This window comes from Geothrix campi (assembly GCF_024609265.1).
GTDB lineage: Bacteria > Acidobacteriota > Holophagae > Holophagales > Holophagaceae > Geothrix > Geothrix campi.
In genome coordinates, this window is the sequence record NZ_JANHMP010000003.1 from 1 (window position 1) to 14,639 (window position 14,639).

Sequence of the window (14,639 nt, forward strand, 5' to 3'; positions counted from 1 at the left end):
ATGGCGAATGCCAATGGCAGTTCACGCTAGCGGTATTCATTCGTAGCCGGCAAATCCCCGAATGGTTTCAAGAAGTCGGCCTTCCAAGGCCGCAAGGGTTCTAAAATCAGGGGCCACCTAACCCTCCGCTCAACTCGGACCCCGCCTGCATTGCCTTTCGCTCTCTCTCAACTTCTCGCTTCCTCGGCTCCGCTCAGCGCCTCGGTGCAGGCGGGGCCGGTTAGCTTCTTTCGTTAGGCTCTCTGAACAATCTGGAGTTAATCATATGAAAATCAAGGCAAAATTCACGATTAATTACCTACTTATCGCATTTGTGGCACTGCTTTCATTTAACTGTGGCGGTGGTGGTGGATCCACCCAGGCGACTCCTCCACCACTCAGCGTGTCGCTTTCCACCCACGCTATCACGGCATCTTCGTATGCTCAGGACCCGTATCTGGCCACTGCTACGGTCAACCTCACCATTTCCGGGGTCATACCTTCCGGTGGGCTCTATGTGGGAGGGAATTTCACTAATAACGGGATTGACAGCATTTCGGCACTGCCAGCGAGCAACAACACGGTGGCGATCACAATCAATTACAAGAATGCCAGCACACTTGCCGTCGGCACCTACAGTGACACCATTTCAGTAATCGTCTCGACCGACCAGGCCGGCAACAATCAGATCGCAAACAGCCCCCAGACCATCAGCTCGACCTACAAGGTGCTTCTTCCACCGCCTCAAATCACCATGTCGAGTCCCGCTTCGGCATATGTCGGAGGCCCTGCTTTCACGTTGACGATCATAGGCAGTGGTTTTCCTCCTGATGCCCAGATCCAGTGGAATGGCACCCTCATGCCAACCACTTATGTTTCGGCCACCAATCTTACAGCCACGATTCCAGCAACGGCCATCGCCACTGCCGGGACCGCTCAGATCACGGTGAGTGGGCCAGACCTGACGGCATCTAGCCCCATCGCGTTCACCATTGGTAATTCCCAGGCAACCTTTATTAATATCCCGGCAGAGGATTTCGTTTGGGATGAGTTGAATCAGGTTATCTACGCCGCAATTCCAAACATTCTCCAGTACGGGCCTAATACCGTCTTCCCGAATACCATCGCCGTGATCGACCCCATTCGCGGCAAGGTGATCAAGACAGTTTCCACAGGTGGTGGCATCTATCCTCCAGTAACCGGCCCTTTCCTCCTTGCCATTTCAGATGACTCCAGTTTTCTTTATGCGTTCACTTATGTGAACCAACCCGGGGTTTCTTGCAGTCTTCAGCGATACGCCCTTCCTTCTTTGACTCTTGATACCACGTTCAATATTCCTCTCAGCACCAATTCCGTCTCTGCCATGACTGTTGCTCCCGGGGCTCCTCATACCCTTGCAGTTGCGATGGCAGCCCCTGGGGGCCGCAACGCCGGGGTCATGGTTTTTGACGATACGGTGCAGAGAGCCTCTTCGATTCTTGCTTCAGTAGACGGCCTTCCATTCTCATACCTGCAGTGGAGCCAAGATGCTTCCATGCTTTATGTTGCAGAAAATTGGCCCTCGCTCGGGGAATACATGACCTTGAGTGTGAACACAGGTGGGCTGACCCTGCAGTCTGATGCAGCTGGGATTCTTTCCTCGGGTAGCCACGATATCCACTACGTATCGTCCACGGGGAAAATCTATGTCGGTAACGGGCAAGTGCTGGACCCCTCTACCCACAATATGATCGGGGCATGCGGTTCTGGCTGGGATGGAATGACTCCAGATCCAATTCTAGGACTTGGCTTCTTCCTTGATCTTCATCCCCCACAATCAAATGGTACGTCCAGCCTGGCCATTCACTCATACGATCTCGCTCAGTATTCTTCTTTCTCAACGACGACCGTTCCCCTTATTAGCATACCGAATACTTATGGTTTCTCGCCCAATCGAATCCTCCGTTGCGGACCATCAGCCTTGGTATTGGGAGGTGGTCTTGGTCCCATCTGCGTCATCACAGGACCATTTGCCCAAGGAAAATGATCAATGGATTCAAGGCGCCTCGGGATCTTAGAACCAGACCCTCACCCGTGGGACCTAACCCCTCGCTCAACTCAGACCCCGCCTGCATTGCCTTCCGCTCTCTCTCAGCTTCTCGCTTCCTCGGCTTCGCCCAGCGCTTCGGCGCAGGCGGGGTCCGGTTAGCTTCCTTCGTTAGGCGCAACCAATGTCCGCGAAAATTGTCCGTATCACAAGAAACCTTGGCTTCGATGAAGTGCAAAGTGGAGCTGTCTCCGCGATCCAAGCCTATAAGACTCAAGTAATGGAGTGGGTCATTGGTCCAGCCAAGGTGTTGGCAGCGCATCTGCCGCGAAATACCGATCACGGCATGGCAATCCTTGCGCTTGAATTGATGTTTTTTGAGCCACATGGCCAATTTCTTAATCCTGCGACTTCGGGCTCAAGAAACAAATTCTGCACTGCCTTTGACAGATTCCGTGAATACCTTAAATCTCATTCTCAAATCCTTGAAGACACAGATAGACTCTCTTCGGAAAAGATTTATAAATGGGCTCGGTGTGGCTTATTCCATTCATCACTTCTTGCCTCGGATCTTTTAGTCGATGCGGTTGAATTTAGTGGTCGGCCCCTAGCGAAGAACACCGTTCTTGAGGGGTGGCTCGTCGATCCTTGGTTGCTTCTGGGATGTCTTGAGAATTATCTGGGGAAGTATGTGTCAGAGATTGAGGGTAATCCCTCTGGTATTCTCGCCACTCATTTCAATAGCACATTCACCACATTGTTCAATGAACCACTGGAACGGTTTTCTAAGATGTAATGGTGGAAAAGTCTCTCCTTCAACCAAACAATCATGCTTCGCCCGCCTAACCTTCCGCTCAACTCGGACCCCGCCTGCATTGCCTTTCGCTCTCTCTCAACTTCTCGCTTCCTCGGCTCCGCTCAGCGCCTCGGTGCAGGCGGGGCCGCTTAGCTTCCTTCGTTAGGAGTTATATGCCATCAATAGTCGCTAAAAATCGGAATCGCCTCAAGTGTGCCGTATCGGGCCTAGTTGGTCTTTGGCTAGCCGTAGTGATGCTCAATTGTGGTGGTGGTGGTGGTGAGAACAGTGGCGGTAACAGCATACCCAACTTCACAGCCATGAACTCTATGGCGACACCAAGGGAAAACCACACAGCAACGTTGTTGCCAGATGGCAGGGTTCTCATCGCGGGTGGATGGAATACCCACCTCGGTTCCCTCTCGCTCGCGGAGCTGTACACGCCCTCCACAAGGACCTTCACAGATACAGGGTTCATGACCACAGTAAGGCAAAAGCACACGGCCACTGTGCTACCAAACGGCACTGTGCTTCTTATCGGGGGAGTTGACTACGTCCTTGGTTTTCTATCAAGCGCAGAGATCTATAGTCCCTCTACACAAGCTTTCACAACGGCATCGGGATCCCTGGTCACGGGGAGATGTTCCCACACGGCGACGCTTCTTCCGACGGGCAAGATTCTCGTGACCGGGGGGTGGGGTCGTTATCTCGAAATGGCGAGCGCGGAACTCTTTGACCCAGCCTTAGGAACCTTCACGGCTACGGGTTCCATGGCCAGCATTAGGTCAGGTCATACCGCAACACTGTTGCCTAATGGCAAGGTCCTCATCGCCGGGGGAACTGGCAACGGTGATTGGCTTGCGACTGCAGAGCTGTACGATCCCTTGACTGGATCCTTCACGGCCACAGGGTCCATGGCAGCTAAAAGAGCAGGCCATTCAGCGATGCTGCTACCAAACGGGAAGGTGCTAATCGCAGGCGGGAGCAACCAAATAGAACAACTTGCCACTGCAGAGTTGTACGATCCCTCAACTGGTGCCTTCGTGGCCACGGGGTCCCTTGACTCGCCAAGGGATAGCTTCACAGCAACGCTGATGTCGAACGGCAAGGTCTTCATTGCTGGAGGTAACTTCAAGAATCGTGCTCTCCTGGCGACTTCTCTCTATAACCCAACAACAGAAACCTTCACGGCCACAGGGTCAATGATCACGGGGAGGTGTTTTCATACATCAACACTCCTGTCGGACGGCACAGTTCTTATTGCAGGAGGAGACGATGGTAGTGGGGCTGTTGTTAAGGTTGAAAATTACCGAAATTAACAGAATTTTCAAAAATAAGTATTTCAGGCCTCTTAACCCTCCGCTCAAGTCGGACCCCGCCTGCATTGCCTTCCGTTCTCTCTCAGCTTCCCGCTTCCTCGGCTCCGTTCAGCGCCCCGGTGCAGGCGGGGCCGGTTAGCTTCATTCGTTAGGCCTCCATGGATTTTTACGTACTAACCACAACGGGATACCAAGACCTCGTGGCGGAGCTGGGTCGAACGCCTTCACCTATCTGGTTGAACGAGGGCGTTCTCGCCAAGGAAGAAGTGGCTCGACTGAGAGAAGCCGGAATTATGGTGACTGTGTTCTCTGAGCATCGTGATCCTGAGGATCTTCAGGCAATCACGAAGGACATTTGGACCATTCTAGAACACCATGAAGGGGAGTCCGTATGGGTCCAATACCCGCCATCGGCCTAACCCTTAGCTTAGCTGGGGCTCCGCCTGCATTGCCTTCCGCTCTCTCTCACCTCCCTGCTTCCTCGGCTCCGCTCAGCGCCTCGGTGCAGGCGGGGCTCGTCAGCTTCATCCGTTGGTCCTGCAACCAAGACGACATGTTCTGAAATACTCGTTCGAATTCTGCAGCTGTAGGATGTCCTCATGACTCCACACAAGCCTTCCCTTGATAACATCGTGGCCATTCTGGCGCGCACCCCCGCCAGCCTATCGGCCTTACTTGAAGGATTGCCTCAAGCCTTGGTAACAGTCACCGAAGGCGGCAATACATGGTCTCCATATGACGTTATCGGTCACCTCATTTACGGCGAACGCGTCAATTGGATCCCGCGCGCGCGACACATCCTAGCGGGCGAGACCCGCCCCTTTGACCCATTTGATCGAACGGCTCAATTCACACAGAGCCAAGGCAAGGAACTATCAGAATTGCTCAAGACATTCGAAATGCTCAGGCGAGAAAATTTGGCCACTCTCGCTGGAATGAACCTTACAGATACGGACTTCTTCCGCGTTGGGCATCATCCAGAACTAGGTGAAGTCACCCTGGGTCAACTACTGGCAACTTGGGCAGTGCATGATCTTGACCATCTCGGTCAAATTGCTCGAACCCTTGCGAAGGCGCACACCAGCGCTGTCGGCCCCTGGGGGCGATTCCTCTCGATTTTGAAGGATCGCCAGCATGAACCAGCCTCAAATGGAGCCGGGTCGAACAAGGCCTAACCTCTCGCTCAACTCGAACCCAGCCTGCATTGCCTTTCGCTCTCTCATCTCCCTGCTTTCTCGGCTCCGCTCGGCGCCTCGGTGCAGGCGGAGTGGAGTACCTTCACTGGTAGGTTGGCTCGACAAGTCCACTACTCTGAGACCTCGGCGATAAGGTCGCGTCCCATGTAAATTCGGGCTGGCAACTTCACCGAGTGTTCAAGGAAAAAGCTCATGTCCCGGTAGGCACCTGGAGCAATCAGAACAGGCTGGGTGGGCAACAGATGATGCACCGTGCAGCCATCAAACGTTTCACTCCAACCACAAAGGCTTGATTGACTCCCATTGCTACCCACGATGAGCAATTCATCCAAGGCCAACCTGGCAGTCTCATTTGTCATGTTTTGAAGATGAAGATCGACTCGCCGTTTGGAAATTCGTGTGTCTGGCTGGAAGTTGCGAATGGTCAGATTGAGTTGTCCGACTCGGATTGGATTTGAGCCCAACTCTTTTACCTTGAGTTTGATCTGGGTGGGCGCCTGGGCCGCCAAACCCAGGGCCAGGGCAAGCAGTGGTAAGATTCTCGAGATCCGTTTCATATAAGCTCCTTTTTGAATAGGTTGGAACAGCCTTAGCAATCAACATTCCAATTTTTATTGTTTAAAATAATTAGATTTAGCGTATATTTGCCCATTTCTATCGTAGCCTATTGCATCTTAAGGCATGGTAATCGAGGCTTTATGCAACGGTATCTGACCTTCCGCTCAACTCCACGACCTGGCCTTCCGCTCTCTCTCAGCTTCCTGCTGCCTCGGCACCGCCCCGTGTCTCGGGGTCGGTTGGCTTCCAGCGATAGACCGGCAATAGCCGCACTCCAGACGCGAGGACGTCATGCCCGATAGACCAGTGGCGGCGCCAGACAACACGGCGGTGCGGACCGCCTTGTGGCGGGCATTGCACGTCGAAAGGGACTCGCCGCCGCATGTGTTCGAGGATGTCGTCGGCTTGAAGCTGGTGGCTCCCGATGACGGATGGCGTGATCGCCCAGACATGAGCCCGTTCACGCGGCCCTTCCGTGCCTCCATCGTGGCCCGGGCCCGCTTCATCGAAGATCTCGTCGCCGAACAGGCCGCCCATGGCGTCGGGCAGTACGTCATCCTCGGAGCGGGCCTGGATACCTTCGTCCAGCGTCGGCCAGAGGTTGCCTCCCGTCTGCTCGTGTTCGAGATTGACCAACCCGGCCCGCAGGCATGGAAACGCCAGCGCCTCGTCGACCTCGGCCTCGGTATCCCGCCATTCTTGCGGCTCGTGCCCGTCGACTTCGAGGCTGGCGACACGTGGTGGGAGGGGCTGGCAGCCTCGGGCTTCGACGCCAGGCGGTCAGCGGTCGTGGCCTCCACTGGTGTCAGCATGTACCTGACCAGGGACGCGATCACCGCGACGCTGCGGAAGGTTGCAGCGCTCGCTCCGGGCTCCACGCTCGCCATGTCGTTCCTCCTTCCGATCGAGCTGGCGGACCCAGAGGTGCGTCCCGGGATCGAGCGGGCGATCGCGGGGGCGCGAGCCAACGGCACTCCCTTCATCAGCTTCTTCACGCCGGCGGAGATGCTGGCACTTGCCCGCGAAGCCGGCTTCAGAGAGGTCCAGCACGTATCGGCTGCCACGCTTACCCAACGCTACTTTTCGGGCAGGACCGATGGCCTTCGTCCGCCAAACAATGCAGAAGAATTGCTGGTAGCGCGCACCTGAAAGCCTGCGTGCCACCCCATGATTCAACCCGGACCTGCCTGCATGGCCATCCGCACGCTCTCCCCGACCCGCTTCCCCGACTCCGCTCAGCGCCCGGTGCAGGCAGGACCCTGTTAGCTTCCTTCGTGAGGTCTCCTATGACCACCCATGCAGAGCCCCCAAGTCAGGCTGAACTTGAGGAGGCTCTGGGTTCAGCTCTACCGATTTGGACGGCCATCCTCGCCTGCGCTGAAGCCGCCCATGCTCCGCTCAGCACGGCCTGGAAGCCTTCCAGAACAGGGTTCGGTCGCATGTGCATGCTCCAGCACAAGAAGAGAACCCTGCTCTACCTCACTCCCGACAAGGACAGGATTTGGGTCGCCATCGTACTGGGCGAACGTGCCTTTCAGCTCGCCCTGGCCAGTTCACTCCCCGAGGTGATCAAGAATCTGTTTCTCGAAGCCAGGCCCTACGCAGAAGGTCGAGGGATACGTTTTCCCATTCATTCCCCCGAGGACCTCCCAGCGGTGGCTGAACTCCTTGAAATCAAGACGACCGTGACGTGAATCGGCCGAGCTTCCCGCAGAACCCAGGCCCGGCGGCATGGGTGGCCTGGTCTGGCGCTCCGGGCTGCGCGAACGTCGCCGATCCCACCCTTCGGATTGCTGATCCGTAATGGGCCCTTGGCAGGCACTGAGGTCCACTCGATTCGCTGGTTTCGCAGGTTGCCCCGTAGGACAGGTGTTCGAGCTTGCCTCGGGCCCCCAGGCCTGCACAAAACCCGCCTGGCCCCGCTCAGGTAGCTAGCGCCTCCGTTCCTCTTCCTCGGCGTCCTCTTCTTCTTCGTCCTCCTCGATCGAGGCGAGGGACACGGGATTGCCGCGGAGGTCCAGAGGCGGGCCTTCATCCGGAAGGAAGATCTCGCGCTCCGGATCCCATCGCCCTCTCAACCGGTCACCGTCCGTGAAGAACCAGGATTCCCCCTCCTCCGGGAACATCACCACCCAGCGCGCCTGCTCGGAATACCGCTCATGCGCCATGAGGACCCACCACGCCTCACCGCGCCCCTCGGCCGTTTCGAGGGTCTCCTGCAGGGCGTACGGTGGCGGGAAGGCCAGCGTGCGCAGTTCATCCAGATCCCTGATCAGCTTGGTATGCAGCATGGCGACCCTCACCAGCCGTCCCCATTGCGGACAAGTACGAAGATCATAGCCGGACGGAACAACGCGAGGAGGCGGAACCGAGATCGACTTGGCCGGGCTACAGGTCCAATCGGGTGGGAAAGGCAGGCTTGGTCGCTTTCGTGCGTTAGGCATCGCCTCCATCCCACGCTCCAGCTACCCTCAAGGCACTCCGAAATGCCAACCCCACGGTGATGGCTCCACCCGCCCGGATCACCGCGCCTTCCCTTGACTGACCTTCTGAGGTACCTATGGGAATCGTCGTCATCACCCTGCTCGCGGTGGTTCTGTTTTTCGGCATGGCCCTGTATACGATCCGGAAAGATGAGCGGCGCAGGTCCGATCGAAGGCAGCTGCACCAACCCCGGCCCCTTGAACAGAGAGGGCAGGATCGGCGCAGCAATAACCTTTTTTCGTACCTTGCCTGGGTCGTACGGTCCCTGGGGTCGAAACTCACCAAATAAAGACGCCATTCCGTTCGACCTCAGCTTGTCCTGTCATGGGCGCCCACTCGGCCTACCTTCTTCCATCGGACGCCGGTCCAGCCGGCGCCTCGGGAGGCCCCCATGAAACCTGCCTCGCTGCTCTCCACAGCCTTTCTCGGGATCGTCTCCCTGAGCCATCTGCTGCGGGTGATTCTCGGCCTTGAGGTCCAGGTCGGCCGGGCCCTCGTCCCTTCCTGGATGAGCCTGGTGGCCTTCCTTTTCTGCGGGATCCTGGCGGTGCTGCTGTACCGGGAACAACGGAGGGCCTGACCGCCCCTGCAGTGTCCTCCTCCGGAAAGGCGCCTGGCCCCGCCCCGGATTCGCATGATTCCCATTGCCGGCGCCGGTTTTACCAAATACAGTCTCAATCTCAAATCATGGAACCGGCAGGGACCTGGCTGCCGCGGTGAGGGACGGGGGGTGGCTTCCACCATGGCCGAACGGAGTCCGGACCAGATCGCAGAAAACTGGGGTGCCATCGCTCCGGAGTACGAGCAGGCCTTTGAAGGCCTGAGCACCCAGTACGCCACCCACGCACTCCAGTTGCTGGATCTCCGCCCTGGCGAGCGCGTCCTCGACGTGGCCGCCGGCACCGGCGCCTTCAGCCTGCAGGCGGCCCGGGTCGGGGCGGAAGTCCTCGCCACGGATTTCGCACCCGGGATGGTGGCCCGGCTCCGGGAGCGCGCCACCCAGGAAGGGCTCGCCGGCATCTCCGCCGAGGTCATGGATGGCCAGGCCCTGGCCCTGCCTGACGCTTCCTTCGATGCCGGCGCCTCGGTGCTGGGCCTGATCTTCTTCCCGGACTTGGACCGCGGCCTGACGGAACTGCGGCGCGTGTTGCGCGGGGGCGGCCGCGCCGCGGTCGTCTGCTGGCGCGATCCCGCCAGCCTGTCGCTGATGACCCTCGTGAGGCAGGCGATCCACAAGGTCGCCCCGGCTTTCCAGCCACCTGCCGCACCGCCGACCTGGGCCCGCCTCGCGGGTGCCGAGGCGTTGAAAACCCGCATGGAAGCGGCCGGCTTCCGGAGGGTGGAGGTCGTGACCTCCACGGCCATCCAGCGAATCGACACGCCAGAGACCTACTGGTCCGGCTTCACACGCTCGGCGCCGCCCCTGGCCTACCTGTTCGGCCGGCTGGGGCCCGAGCGCACGACCGCCGTAGGACGGGAGTACATCGAGGCCCTCCGGGCCCAGTCCAAGGACGGTGTGCCGACCCTGAGCGTGGAGGCCTGCATTGGCATCGGCAAAGCCTGACCTGGCCGCCGGCCCCGGCGTCCGCCTGCCACCGCCCCTGGTGTTCCTCGCGGGGCTCGGCCTCGGCTTCCTACTCCAGCACGCCGCCCCGCTGACCTTCGCCGCCCAGGGCCAGCCCCTCCCCCGCTGGCTGGGCGGGCTCCTCGCCCTCAGTTCCGCGGCGCTGGCTCTCTGGGCGTTCCGCACATTCCATCGCGCCCACACCACCGTACGGCCCGACCGCGCAGCCTCGACGCTCATGACCCAGGGCCCCTTCCGGTTCACCCGGAATCCTCTGTACCTCAGCCTCGCACTGCTCCAGGCGGGCCTCGCCCTCCTGGCCAATGCCCTGTGGCCGGCGCTGATGCTGCTGCCGGTCCTCCTCGTCATCCGCCTCCATGTCATCGCCCGGGAGGAGCGGCATCTGCTGGGCCTGTTCGGGTCCGAGTACCAGGCCTACTGCCGCACAGTGCGGCGCTGGTTCTGAGCGGGACGACCGGCCCTATGCTTATGGCATGGCCGATTCGTTCCACGCCCGCATTCCCACGCTGTCCGATGCCGACCTGTGGCGCTACCTGGACCAGCCACTGGCCTACAAGACCGAGGCGGTGGAGGCGGCCCTCGCGGAGCTGGATCGGCGCGGACACGCGATCCCCGCGGAGGCCCTGGCCCGGGCCCGGCACCGGCTCCAGGCACGCGACGCCGCCCGACAGGCCGAGCTGGAGCCCGGGCCCGACAGCCTGCTCGGCGCCTCTCCGGTCGCCCGGCTGGCGCGCATCCGCCGCATCACGGCCGGTCTCCTGGCCGCGGGCCTCGGCGCAGCCACGCTCATCTACTTCACCGCCAGCCCGCCGGCGGCCAACCCCCTGGGCTACGAGCCCGAGAACACCAAACGGTACCTGCGGCAGCTGGAAGTCGTCGGCGGCAAGGCGAACGTGGTGGGTACGGAGTTCCAGCGCTGGTTCGAGGGGCTCTGGCACGGCCGGTCGCTGGCCTTCACGGTGGCCTGGTTGACGGTTCTGCTCGCCGTCAGCTTCTGGTTCCTGTCCACCCGGCTGGCCGTGGGCACGGAAGCGAACCCCGACCCCACGCCCGGGCCGGCCCCGGACCAGGGCCGCTGACATGCGGCCGCGCCCTGCCCCAGGTCTGAAGAAAGCCCGGCCCGCCAAGCCAGGCCTGCATCCGCGCAACCGTCACGCCGGGGGCTACGATTTCCCGAAGCTCGTCGCAGCCTGCCCGGAGCTGGAACCCTTCGTGCGGCGCGCGCCCCACGGCGGCCCCTCCATCGACTTCGCGGACCCCGCGGCGGTGAAGGCCCTGAACCGCGCCCTGCTGCTGGAAGCCTACGGCATCCGGGGCTGGGATATCCCTCCGGGCTACCTCTGCCCGCCCCTCCCCGGCCGGGCGGACTACCTGCACCACCTGGCGGATCTGCTGGCGGAGGGCGGGACGATCCCGCGCGGTCCTGCCGTGCGCGTGCTGGACATCGGCACGGGCGCCAGCGCCATCTATCCGCTGGTGGGGCACCGGGAGTACGGCTGGTCCTTCGTGGGCTCGGACATCGACGGCGCCGCCCTGACCTCGGCGGCCCGCATCCTGGCCGCGAATCCGGGCCTGGAGGAGGCCATCCTTCTGCGGAAGCAGACCCATCCGAAGGCCGTCCTCGCGGGCGTGGTGGGGCCGGATGAGGCCTTCGACCTGACCCTCTGCAACCCGCCCTTCCACGGATCGCTCCGCGAGGCCCGGGAAGGCACCCAGCGGAAGTGGCGCAACCTGGGCCGCGGCCAGAACGCGAAGCCGGTCCTGAACTTCGGCGGCCAGGGCGCGGAACTCTGGTGCGAGGGCGGCGAGGCGGGCTTCACCCGGCGCCTGGTCGAAGAGAGCGCCCGGATGCCAGGCCAGGTGCTCTGGTTCACGACGCTCATCTCGACGTCGGCGAACCTGCCCGCGGTGCAGCGCGCCCTGCGGCAGGCGGGGGCCCGAGAAGTCCGCATCATCCCCATGGCCCAGGGCCAGAAGCAGAGCCGCTTCGTGGCCTGGACCTTCCTCTCCCCGGAGGACCGCAACCGATGGCGGAAGCGGTGGTCCGGGTTGTGATCTGATATTTAGGACAAACAAGTATGATTCTTCCGTTACGGGAGTGTCCATGTTCGTCCTGCGCCGCCTGCCCGCCCTGCTCGCCCTGTTGATGCTGGGGGCGCACTTCCTCCGCTTCGGGCAGCTGGCCCTGGTGCTGCTCTGCCTCGCCCTGCTGGTACCGCTCTTCGTGCCGCGACCCTGGGCGCAGGCGGTGGCACGCTGGGCCCTCGCGCTGGGCTCGATGGTGTGGCTGTGGACCCTGGTGGAGGATGTCCGCCAGCGGCTGGCCTTCGGCGAACCCTGGCTGCGCCTGGCGCTCATCCTGGGCGGTGTGGCCCTGTTTACTGCTTGGGCAGCGTGGATGCTGCGGGAACAGAAAGGACAGAGTTGAAACTCAGAAGACCGACCACCCCGTCCTGGTGGTGAAGCGATCCAGGGCCTCGACGCCGGCGATGCTGTTGCCGTGGGGGTCGAGGGCGGGGCTCCAGACGCAGAGGACTCCGCGCTCAGGCAGCACAGCCAGGATGCCGCCGCCCACGCCGCTCTTGCCCGGCAGGCCCACGCGGTAGGCGAAGTCGCCGGCGGCGTCGTAGGTGCCGCAGGTGAGCATGATCGAGTTGATGCGTTTGGATTCGCTGCGGGTGAGCAGGCGCGTGCCGTCGGCCCGCAGGCCGTGATTGGCGAGGAAGAGGCCCGCCTTCGCCAGGTCCGCGCAGCTCATGCGGAGGGAACACTGACGGACGTAGTGGTCCAGCACCCGGTCCACCGGATTCTCCAGGTTGCCGCAGCTGGCCATGAAATGAGCCAGGGCCGCGTTGCGGTGGCCATGGGACGCCTCCGACGCCGCCACTTCCGGATCCACGTCCAGGGCCGGATTGCCACTCTCGGCGCGCAGGAAATCCTGCAGGGTGCCCAGGGAATCCCCGGTCAGCGTGAGCAGCCGGTCGATGAGGACCAGGGCTCCGGCATTGATGAAGGGATTTCTCGGAATGCCCTTCTCGTACTCCAGCTGCACCAGGGAATTGAAGGGGTTGCCCGAGGGCTCGCGGCCCACGCGCTGCCACAGGGCCTCGCCGTCCCGCGCCAGCACCAGGGCCAGGGAGAAGGCCTTGGACACGCTCTGGATGGAGAAAGGCGTCCGCCAGTCGCCGCTGCCCACGAGCTGCCCATCCATGGTCGCCAGGGCGAGGCCGAAGCGCGCGGGATCCACCGCCGCCAGGGCGGGGATGTAGTCCGCCACCTTCCCCTGCGCCGCACAGGGGGCAGATTCCATGGCCAGGTCGTCGAGGAGGGCTTGGAGATCCATGCCTCCAGAATCCCACAGGAGCAATGGGTTTAGGATGGTCGCCATGACACCCCTCGCCGCCGACCTCCTCTTGCTGTTCCGCCGCGACCTTCTCTGCCTCATCCGCGAGGTCGAGCTGTTCCCCGATGATGTCACCCTGTGGCGGACGGTCCCAGGCATCACCAACAGTGCCGGCAACGTGGCCCTGCATGTGGCGGGCAACCTTCAGCACTTCGTGGGCGCCGTGCTGGGGGCCACGGGCTATGTGCGCCAGCGGGAGCAGGAATTCGCCCAGCGGGCAGGCACGCGGGCCGCGGTCGCCGCCAACCTGGAAGCCACCGTGGCCGCCGTGGAGGCGGGCCTGACGGCACTGACGGAGACCTCCCTGGCCGCCCCCTTCCCCGTGCCCATCGGCGGCCACCGGATGTCCACCCGACGCTTCCTCCTGCATCTGGAGGCGCACCTCGCCTTCCATCTGGGTCAGGCGGGCTACCTGCGCCGGGCCCTCACGGGCGATGCCGCCAGCGCCGGCGGCATGGCCATCCTGTACCTCGCGGAGCCTTGAGCCGCCTGCGAAGCCGGCGGAGAATCAGAGGCACTCATAAGGAGGCTCCATGGCCCTGCAGGGGAATGTCGCGCTCGTCACCGGCGCCAGCCGCGGCATCGGGGCCGCCGTGGCCAAGGCCCTGGCCGCCCAGGGCGCCGCGGTGGCGGTGAATTATTTCGGTTCGGAAGCCGCCGCCAAGACCGTGGTGGCCGAGATCCAGGCCGCAGGTGGGCGGGCCCTGGCCGTGCGGGCGGACGCCCGCGACCGCGCCCAGGTGGAGGCCATGGCCGCCGCCGTGCAGGCGGAGCTGGGACCCATCGGCATCCTGGTGCTCAACGCCGCCATCAGCTTTCCCATGAAGGGCTTCCTCGATTACCCGTGGGAGGCCTTTGAAGCCAAGGTGCTGGGCGAAATGGGGGCGGCCTTCCACGGCTGCCGGGCCGTGGTGCCGCAGATGCTGGCACGCCAGAAGGCCGGCGCTGATGGCGGCGCCATCATCGCCATCACCAGCGGCCTCGCCCGCAACCCGGGCTGGGGCTTCTGCGCCCACAGCGCTGGCAAGGCGGCCCTGGAGGGTTTCGTGCGGGCCCTGGCCTTCGAGCTGGGCCCCATGGGCATTCGCGTGAATGCCGTGGCCCCTGGCCTCACGCTCACCGATGCCACGGCGAACCTTCCGGAAAAGAACAAGCAGGCCGCGGCGGAACACACGCCGTTGCGGCGCAATGGCCGGGCCGAGGATATCGCCGAAGCCGTGGTCGGCATCCTCCAGGCCGGCTTCGTCACCGGCGCCACCCTCCCCGTCAACGGCGGCGGCTACGCTTTCTAGG

At 62.0% G+C, this 14,639-nt stretch carries 17 protein-coding genes; 14 read left to right on the top strand and 3 right to left on the bottom strand.

The window, feature by feature from the left end; all coding sequences use genetic code 11:
- Nucleotides 1-265: 265 nt before the first annotated feature.
- From NOV65_RS11810 to NOV65_RS11825, 4 genes are all read left to right on the top strand, one after another.
- Nucleotides 266-2,005 carry a hypothetical protein gene (locus NOV65_RS11810; protein WP_257306671.1) on the top strand — a complete coding sequence of 580 codons (1,740 nt, stop codon included), beginning with the start codon at nt 266-268 and terminating at the stop codon, nt 2,003-2,005.
- Between the two features lie 184 nt (nt 2,006-2,189).
- A complete protein-coding gene (locus tag NOV65_RS11815; protein ID WP_257306672.1) occupies nt 2,190-2,801 on the top strand; it encodes a hypothetical protein in 612 nt (203 codons plus the stop codon).
- A 173-nt stretch (nt 2,802-2,974) separates the two neighbouring features.
- Nucleotides 2,975-4,120, top strand: coding sequence for a Kelch repeat-containing protein (locus tag NOV65_RS11820; protein ID WP_257306673.1), 1,146 nt, complete (start codon nt 2,975-2,977; stop codon nt 4,118-4,120).
- A gap of 599 nt (nt 4,121-4,719) precedes the next feature.
- A complete protein-coding gene (locus tag NOV65_RS11825; RefSeq protein ID WP_257306675.1) occupies nt 4,720-5,295 on the top strand; it encodes a DinB family protein in 576 nt (191 codons plus the stop codon).
- A gap of 131 nt (nt 5,296-5,426) precedes the next feature.
- On the opposite strand, the gene NOV65_RS11830 is transcribed toward NOV65_RS11825, so the two are convergent.
- A complete protein-coding gene (locus NOV65_RS11830; protein WP_257306676.1) occupies nt 5,427-5,873 on the bottom strand; it encodes a hypothetical protein in 447 nt (148 codons plus the stop codon).
- 292 nt (nt 5,874-6,165) lie between these two features.
- Here NOV65_RS11830 and NOV65_RS11835 point away from each other — a divergent pair, with 292 nt between their 5' ends.
- Complete coding sequence (locus NOV65_RS11835; protein WP_257306677.1) at nt 6,166-7,023, top strand: class I SAM-dependent methyltransferase; 858 nt, start codon at nt 6,166-6,168, stop codon at nt 7,021-7,023.
- Nucleotides 7,024-7,160: 137 nt separating this feature from the next.
- Nucleotides 7,161-7,568, top strand: coding sequence for a DUF3788 domain-containing protein (locus NOV65_RS11840; RefSeq protein WP_257306679.1), 408 nt, complete (start codon nt 7,161-7,163; stop codon nt 7,566-7,568).
- A gap of 237 nt (nt 7,569-7,805) precedes the next feature.
- Here the strand turns inward: NOV65_RS11840 and NOV65_RS11845 are convergent, their stop codons facing one another.
- Nucleotides 7,806-8,165, bottom strand: a complete 360-nt coding sequence (locus tag NOV65_RS11845) for a hypothetical protein (protein WP_257306680.1) — start codon at nt 8,163-8,165, stop codon at nt 7,806-7,808.
- A gap of 584 nt (nt 8,166-8,749) precedes the next feature.
- On the opposite strand from NOV65_RS11845, the gene NOV65_RS11850 reads away from it, so the two are divergent.
- The 6 genes from NOV65_RS11850 to NOV65_RS11875 all read left to right on the top strand — a co-directional run bounded on the left by NOV65_RS11850 (nt 8,750) and on the right by NOV65_RS11875 (nt 12,371).
- On the top strand, nt 8,750-8,938 hold the full coding sequence (locus tag NOV65_RS11850; RefSeq protein ID WP_257306681.1) for a hypothetical protein: 189 nt from the start codon (nt 8,750-8,752) through the stop codon (nt 8,936-8,938).
- A 150-nt stretch (nt 8,939-9,088) separates the two neighbouring features.
- Nucleotides 9,089-9,922, top strand: coding sequence for a class I SAM-dependent methyltransferase (locus NOV65_RS11855; protein ID WP_257306682.1), 834 nt, complete (start codon nt 9,089-9,091; stop codon nt 9,920-9,922).
- Entirely contained in the window at nt 9,903-10,388 is a 486-nt protein-coding gene (locus NOV65_RS11860; protein WP_257306683.1) for a methyltransferase family protein, read from the top strand. The genes NOV65_RS11855 and NOV65_RS11860 overlap by 20 nt, the downstream gene beginning before the upstream one ends.
- A 28-nt stretch (nt 10,389-10,416) precedes the next feature.
- A complete protein-coding gene (locus NOV65_RS11865; RefSeq protein WP_257306684.1) occupies nt 10,417-11,022 on the top strand; it encodes a hypothetical protein in 606 nt (201 codons plus the stop codon).
- Between the two features lies 1 nt (nt 11,023).
- On the top strand, nt 11,024-11,998 hold the full coding sequence (gene rlmF / locus NOV65_RS11870) for a 23S rRNA (adenine(1618)-N(6))-methyltransferase RlmF (RefSeq protein ID WP_257306685.1): 975 nt from the start codon (nt 11,024-11,026) through the stop codon (nt 11,996-11,998).
- Between the two features lie 49 nt (nt 11,999-12,047).
- The gene (locus NOV65_RS11875; RefSeq protein WP_257306686.1) at nt 12,048-12,371 is read left to right on the top strand and encodes a hypothetical protein; all 324 of its coding nucleotides are present in this window, start codon (nt 12,048-12,050) and stop codon (nt 12,369-12,371) included.
- Between the two features lie 3 nt (nt 12,372-12,374).
- Here the strand turns inward: NOV65_RS11875 and NOV65_RS11880 are convergent, their stop codons facing one another.
- Nucleotides 12,375-13,286 carry a glutaminase gene (locus tag NOV65_RS11880; protein WP_257306687.1) on the bottom strand — a complete coding sequence of 304 codons (912 nt, stop codon included), beginning with the start codon at nt 13,284-13,286 and terminating at the stop codon, nt 12,375-12,377.
- A 43-nt stretch (nt 13,287-13,329) separates the two neighbouring features.
- Here NOV65_RS11880 and NOV65_RS11885 point away from each other — a divergent pair, with 43 nt between their 5' ends.
- A complete protein-coding gene (locus NOV65_RS11885; protein ID WP_257306688.1) occupies nt 13,330-13,830 on the top strand; it encodes a DinB family protein in 501 nt (166 codons plus the stop codon).
- A 49-nt stretch (nt 13,831-13,879) separates the two neighbouring features.
- Nucleotides 13,880-14,638 (top strand): SDR family oxidoreductase, encoded by a 759-nt coding sequence (locus NOV65_RS11890; RefSeq protein ID WP_257306689.1) that lies wholly within the window; start codon nt 13,880-13,882, stop codon nt 14,636-14,638.
- Nucleotide 14,639: the final 1 nt, after the last annotated feature.

What these genes read in the sequence shown, in the direction of transcription:
- NOV65_RS11810 (WP_257306671.1), top strand. Translation starts at nt 266, where the DNA reads ATGAAAATCAAGGCAAAATTCACGATTAATTACCTACTTATCGCATTT.
- NOV65_RS11815 (WP_257306672.1), top strand. Translation starts at nt 2,190, where the DNA reads ATGTCCGCGAAAATTGTCCGTATCACAAGAAACCTTGGCTTCGATGAA.
- NOV65_RS11820 (WP_257306673.1), top strand. Translation starts at nt 2,975, where the DNA reads ATGCCATCAATAGTCGCTAAAAATCGGAATCGCCTCAAGTGTGCCGTA.
- NOV65_RS11825 (WP_257306675.1), top strand. Translation starts at nt 4,720, where the DNA reads ATGACTCCACACAAGCCTTCCCTTGATAACATCGTGGCCATTCTGGCG.
- NOV65_RS11830 (WP_257306676.1), bottom strand. Translation starts at nt 5,873, where the DNA reads ATGAAACGGATCTCGAGAATCTTACCACTGCTTGCCCTGGCCCTGGGT.
- NOV65_RS11835 (WP_257306677.1), top strand. Translation starts at nt 6,166, where the DNA reads ATGCCCGATAGACCAGTGGCGGCGCCAGACAACACGGCGGTGCGGACC.
- NOV65_RS11840 (WP_257306679.1), top strand. Translation starts at nt 7,161, where the DNA reads ATGACCACCCATGCAGAGCCCCCAAGTCAGGCTGAACTTGAGGAGGCT.
- NOV65_RS11845 (WP_257306680.1), bottom strand. Translation starts at nt 8,165, where the DNA reads ATGCTGCATACCAAGCTGATCAGGGATCTGGATGAACTGCGCACGCTG.
- NOV65_RS11850 (WP_257306681.1), top strand. Translation starts at nt 8,750, where the DNA reads ATGAAACCTGCCTCGCTGCTCTCCACAGCCTTTCTCGGGATCGTCTCC.
- NOV65_RS11865 (WP_257306684.1), top strand. Translation starts at nt 10,417, where the DNA reads ATGGCCGATTCGTTCCACGCCCGCATTCCCACGCTGTCCGATGCCGAC.
- rlmF (WP_257306685.1), top strand. Translation starts at nt 11,024, where the DNA reads ATGCGGCCGCGCCCTGCCCCAGGTCTGAAGAAAGCCCGGCCCGCCAAG.
- NOV65_RS11875 (WP_257306686.1), top strand. Translation starts at nt 12,048, where the DNA reads ATGTTCGTCCTGCGCCGCCTGCCCGCCCTGCTCGCCCTGTTGATGCTG.
- NOV65_RS11880 (WP_257306687.1), bottom strand. Translation starts at nt 13,286, where the DNA reads ATGGATCTCCAAGCCCTCCTCGACGACCTGGCCATGGAATCTGCCCCC.
- NOV65_RS11885 (WP_257306688.1), top strand. Translation starts at nt 13,330, where the DNA reads ATGACACCCCTCGCCGCCGACCTCCTCTTGCTGTTCCGCCGCGACCTT.
- NOV65_RS11890 (WP_257306689.1), top strand. Translation starts at nt 13,880, where the DNA reads ATGGCCCTGCAGGGGAATGTCGCGCTCGTCACCGGCGCCAGCCGCGGC.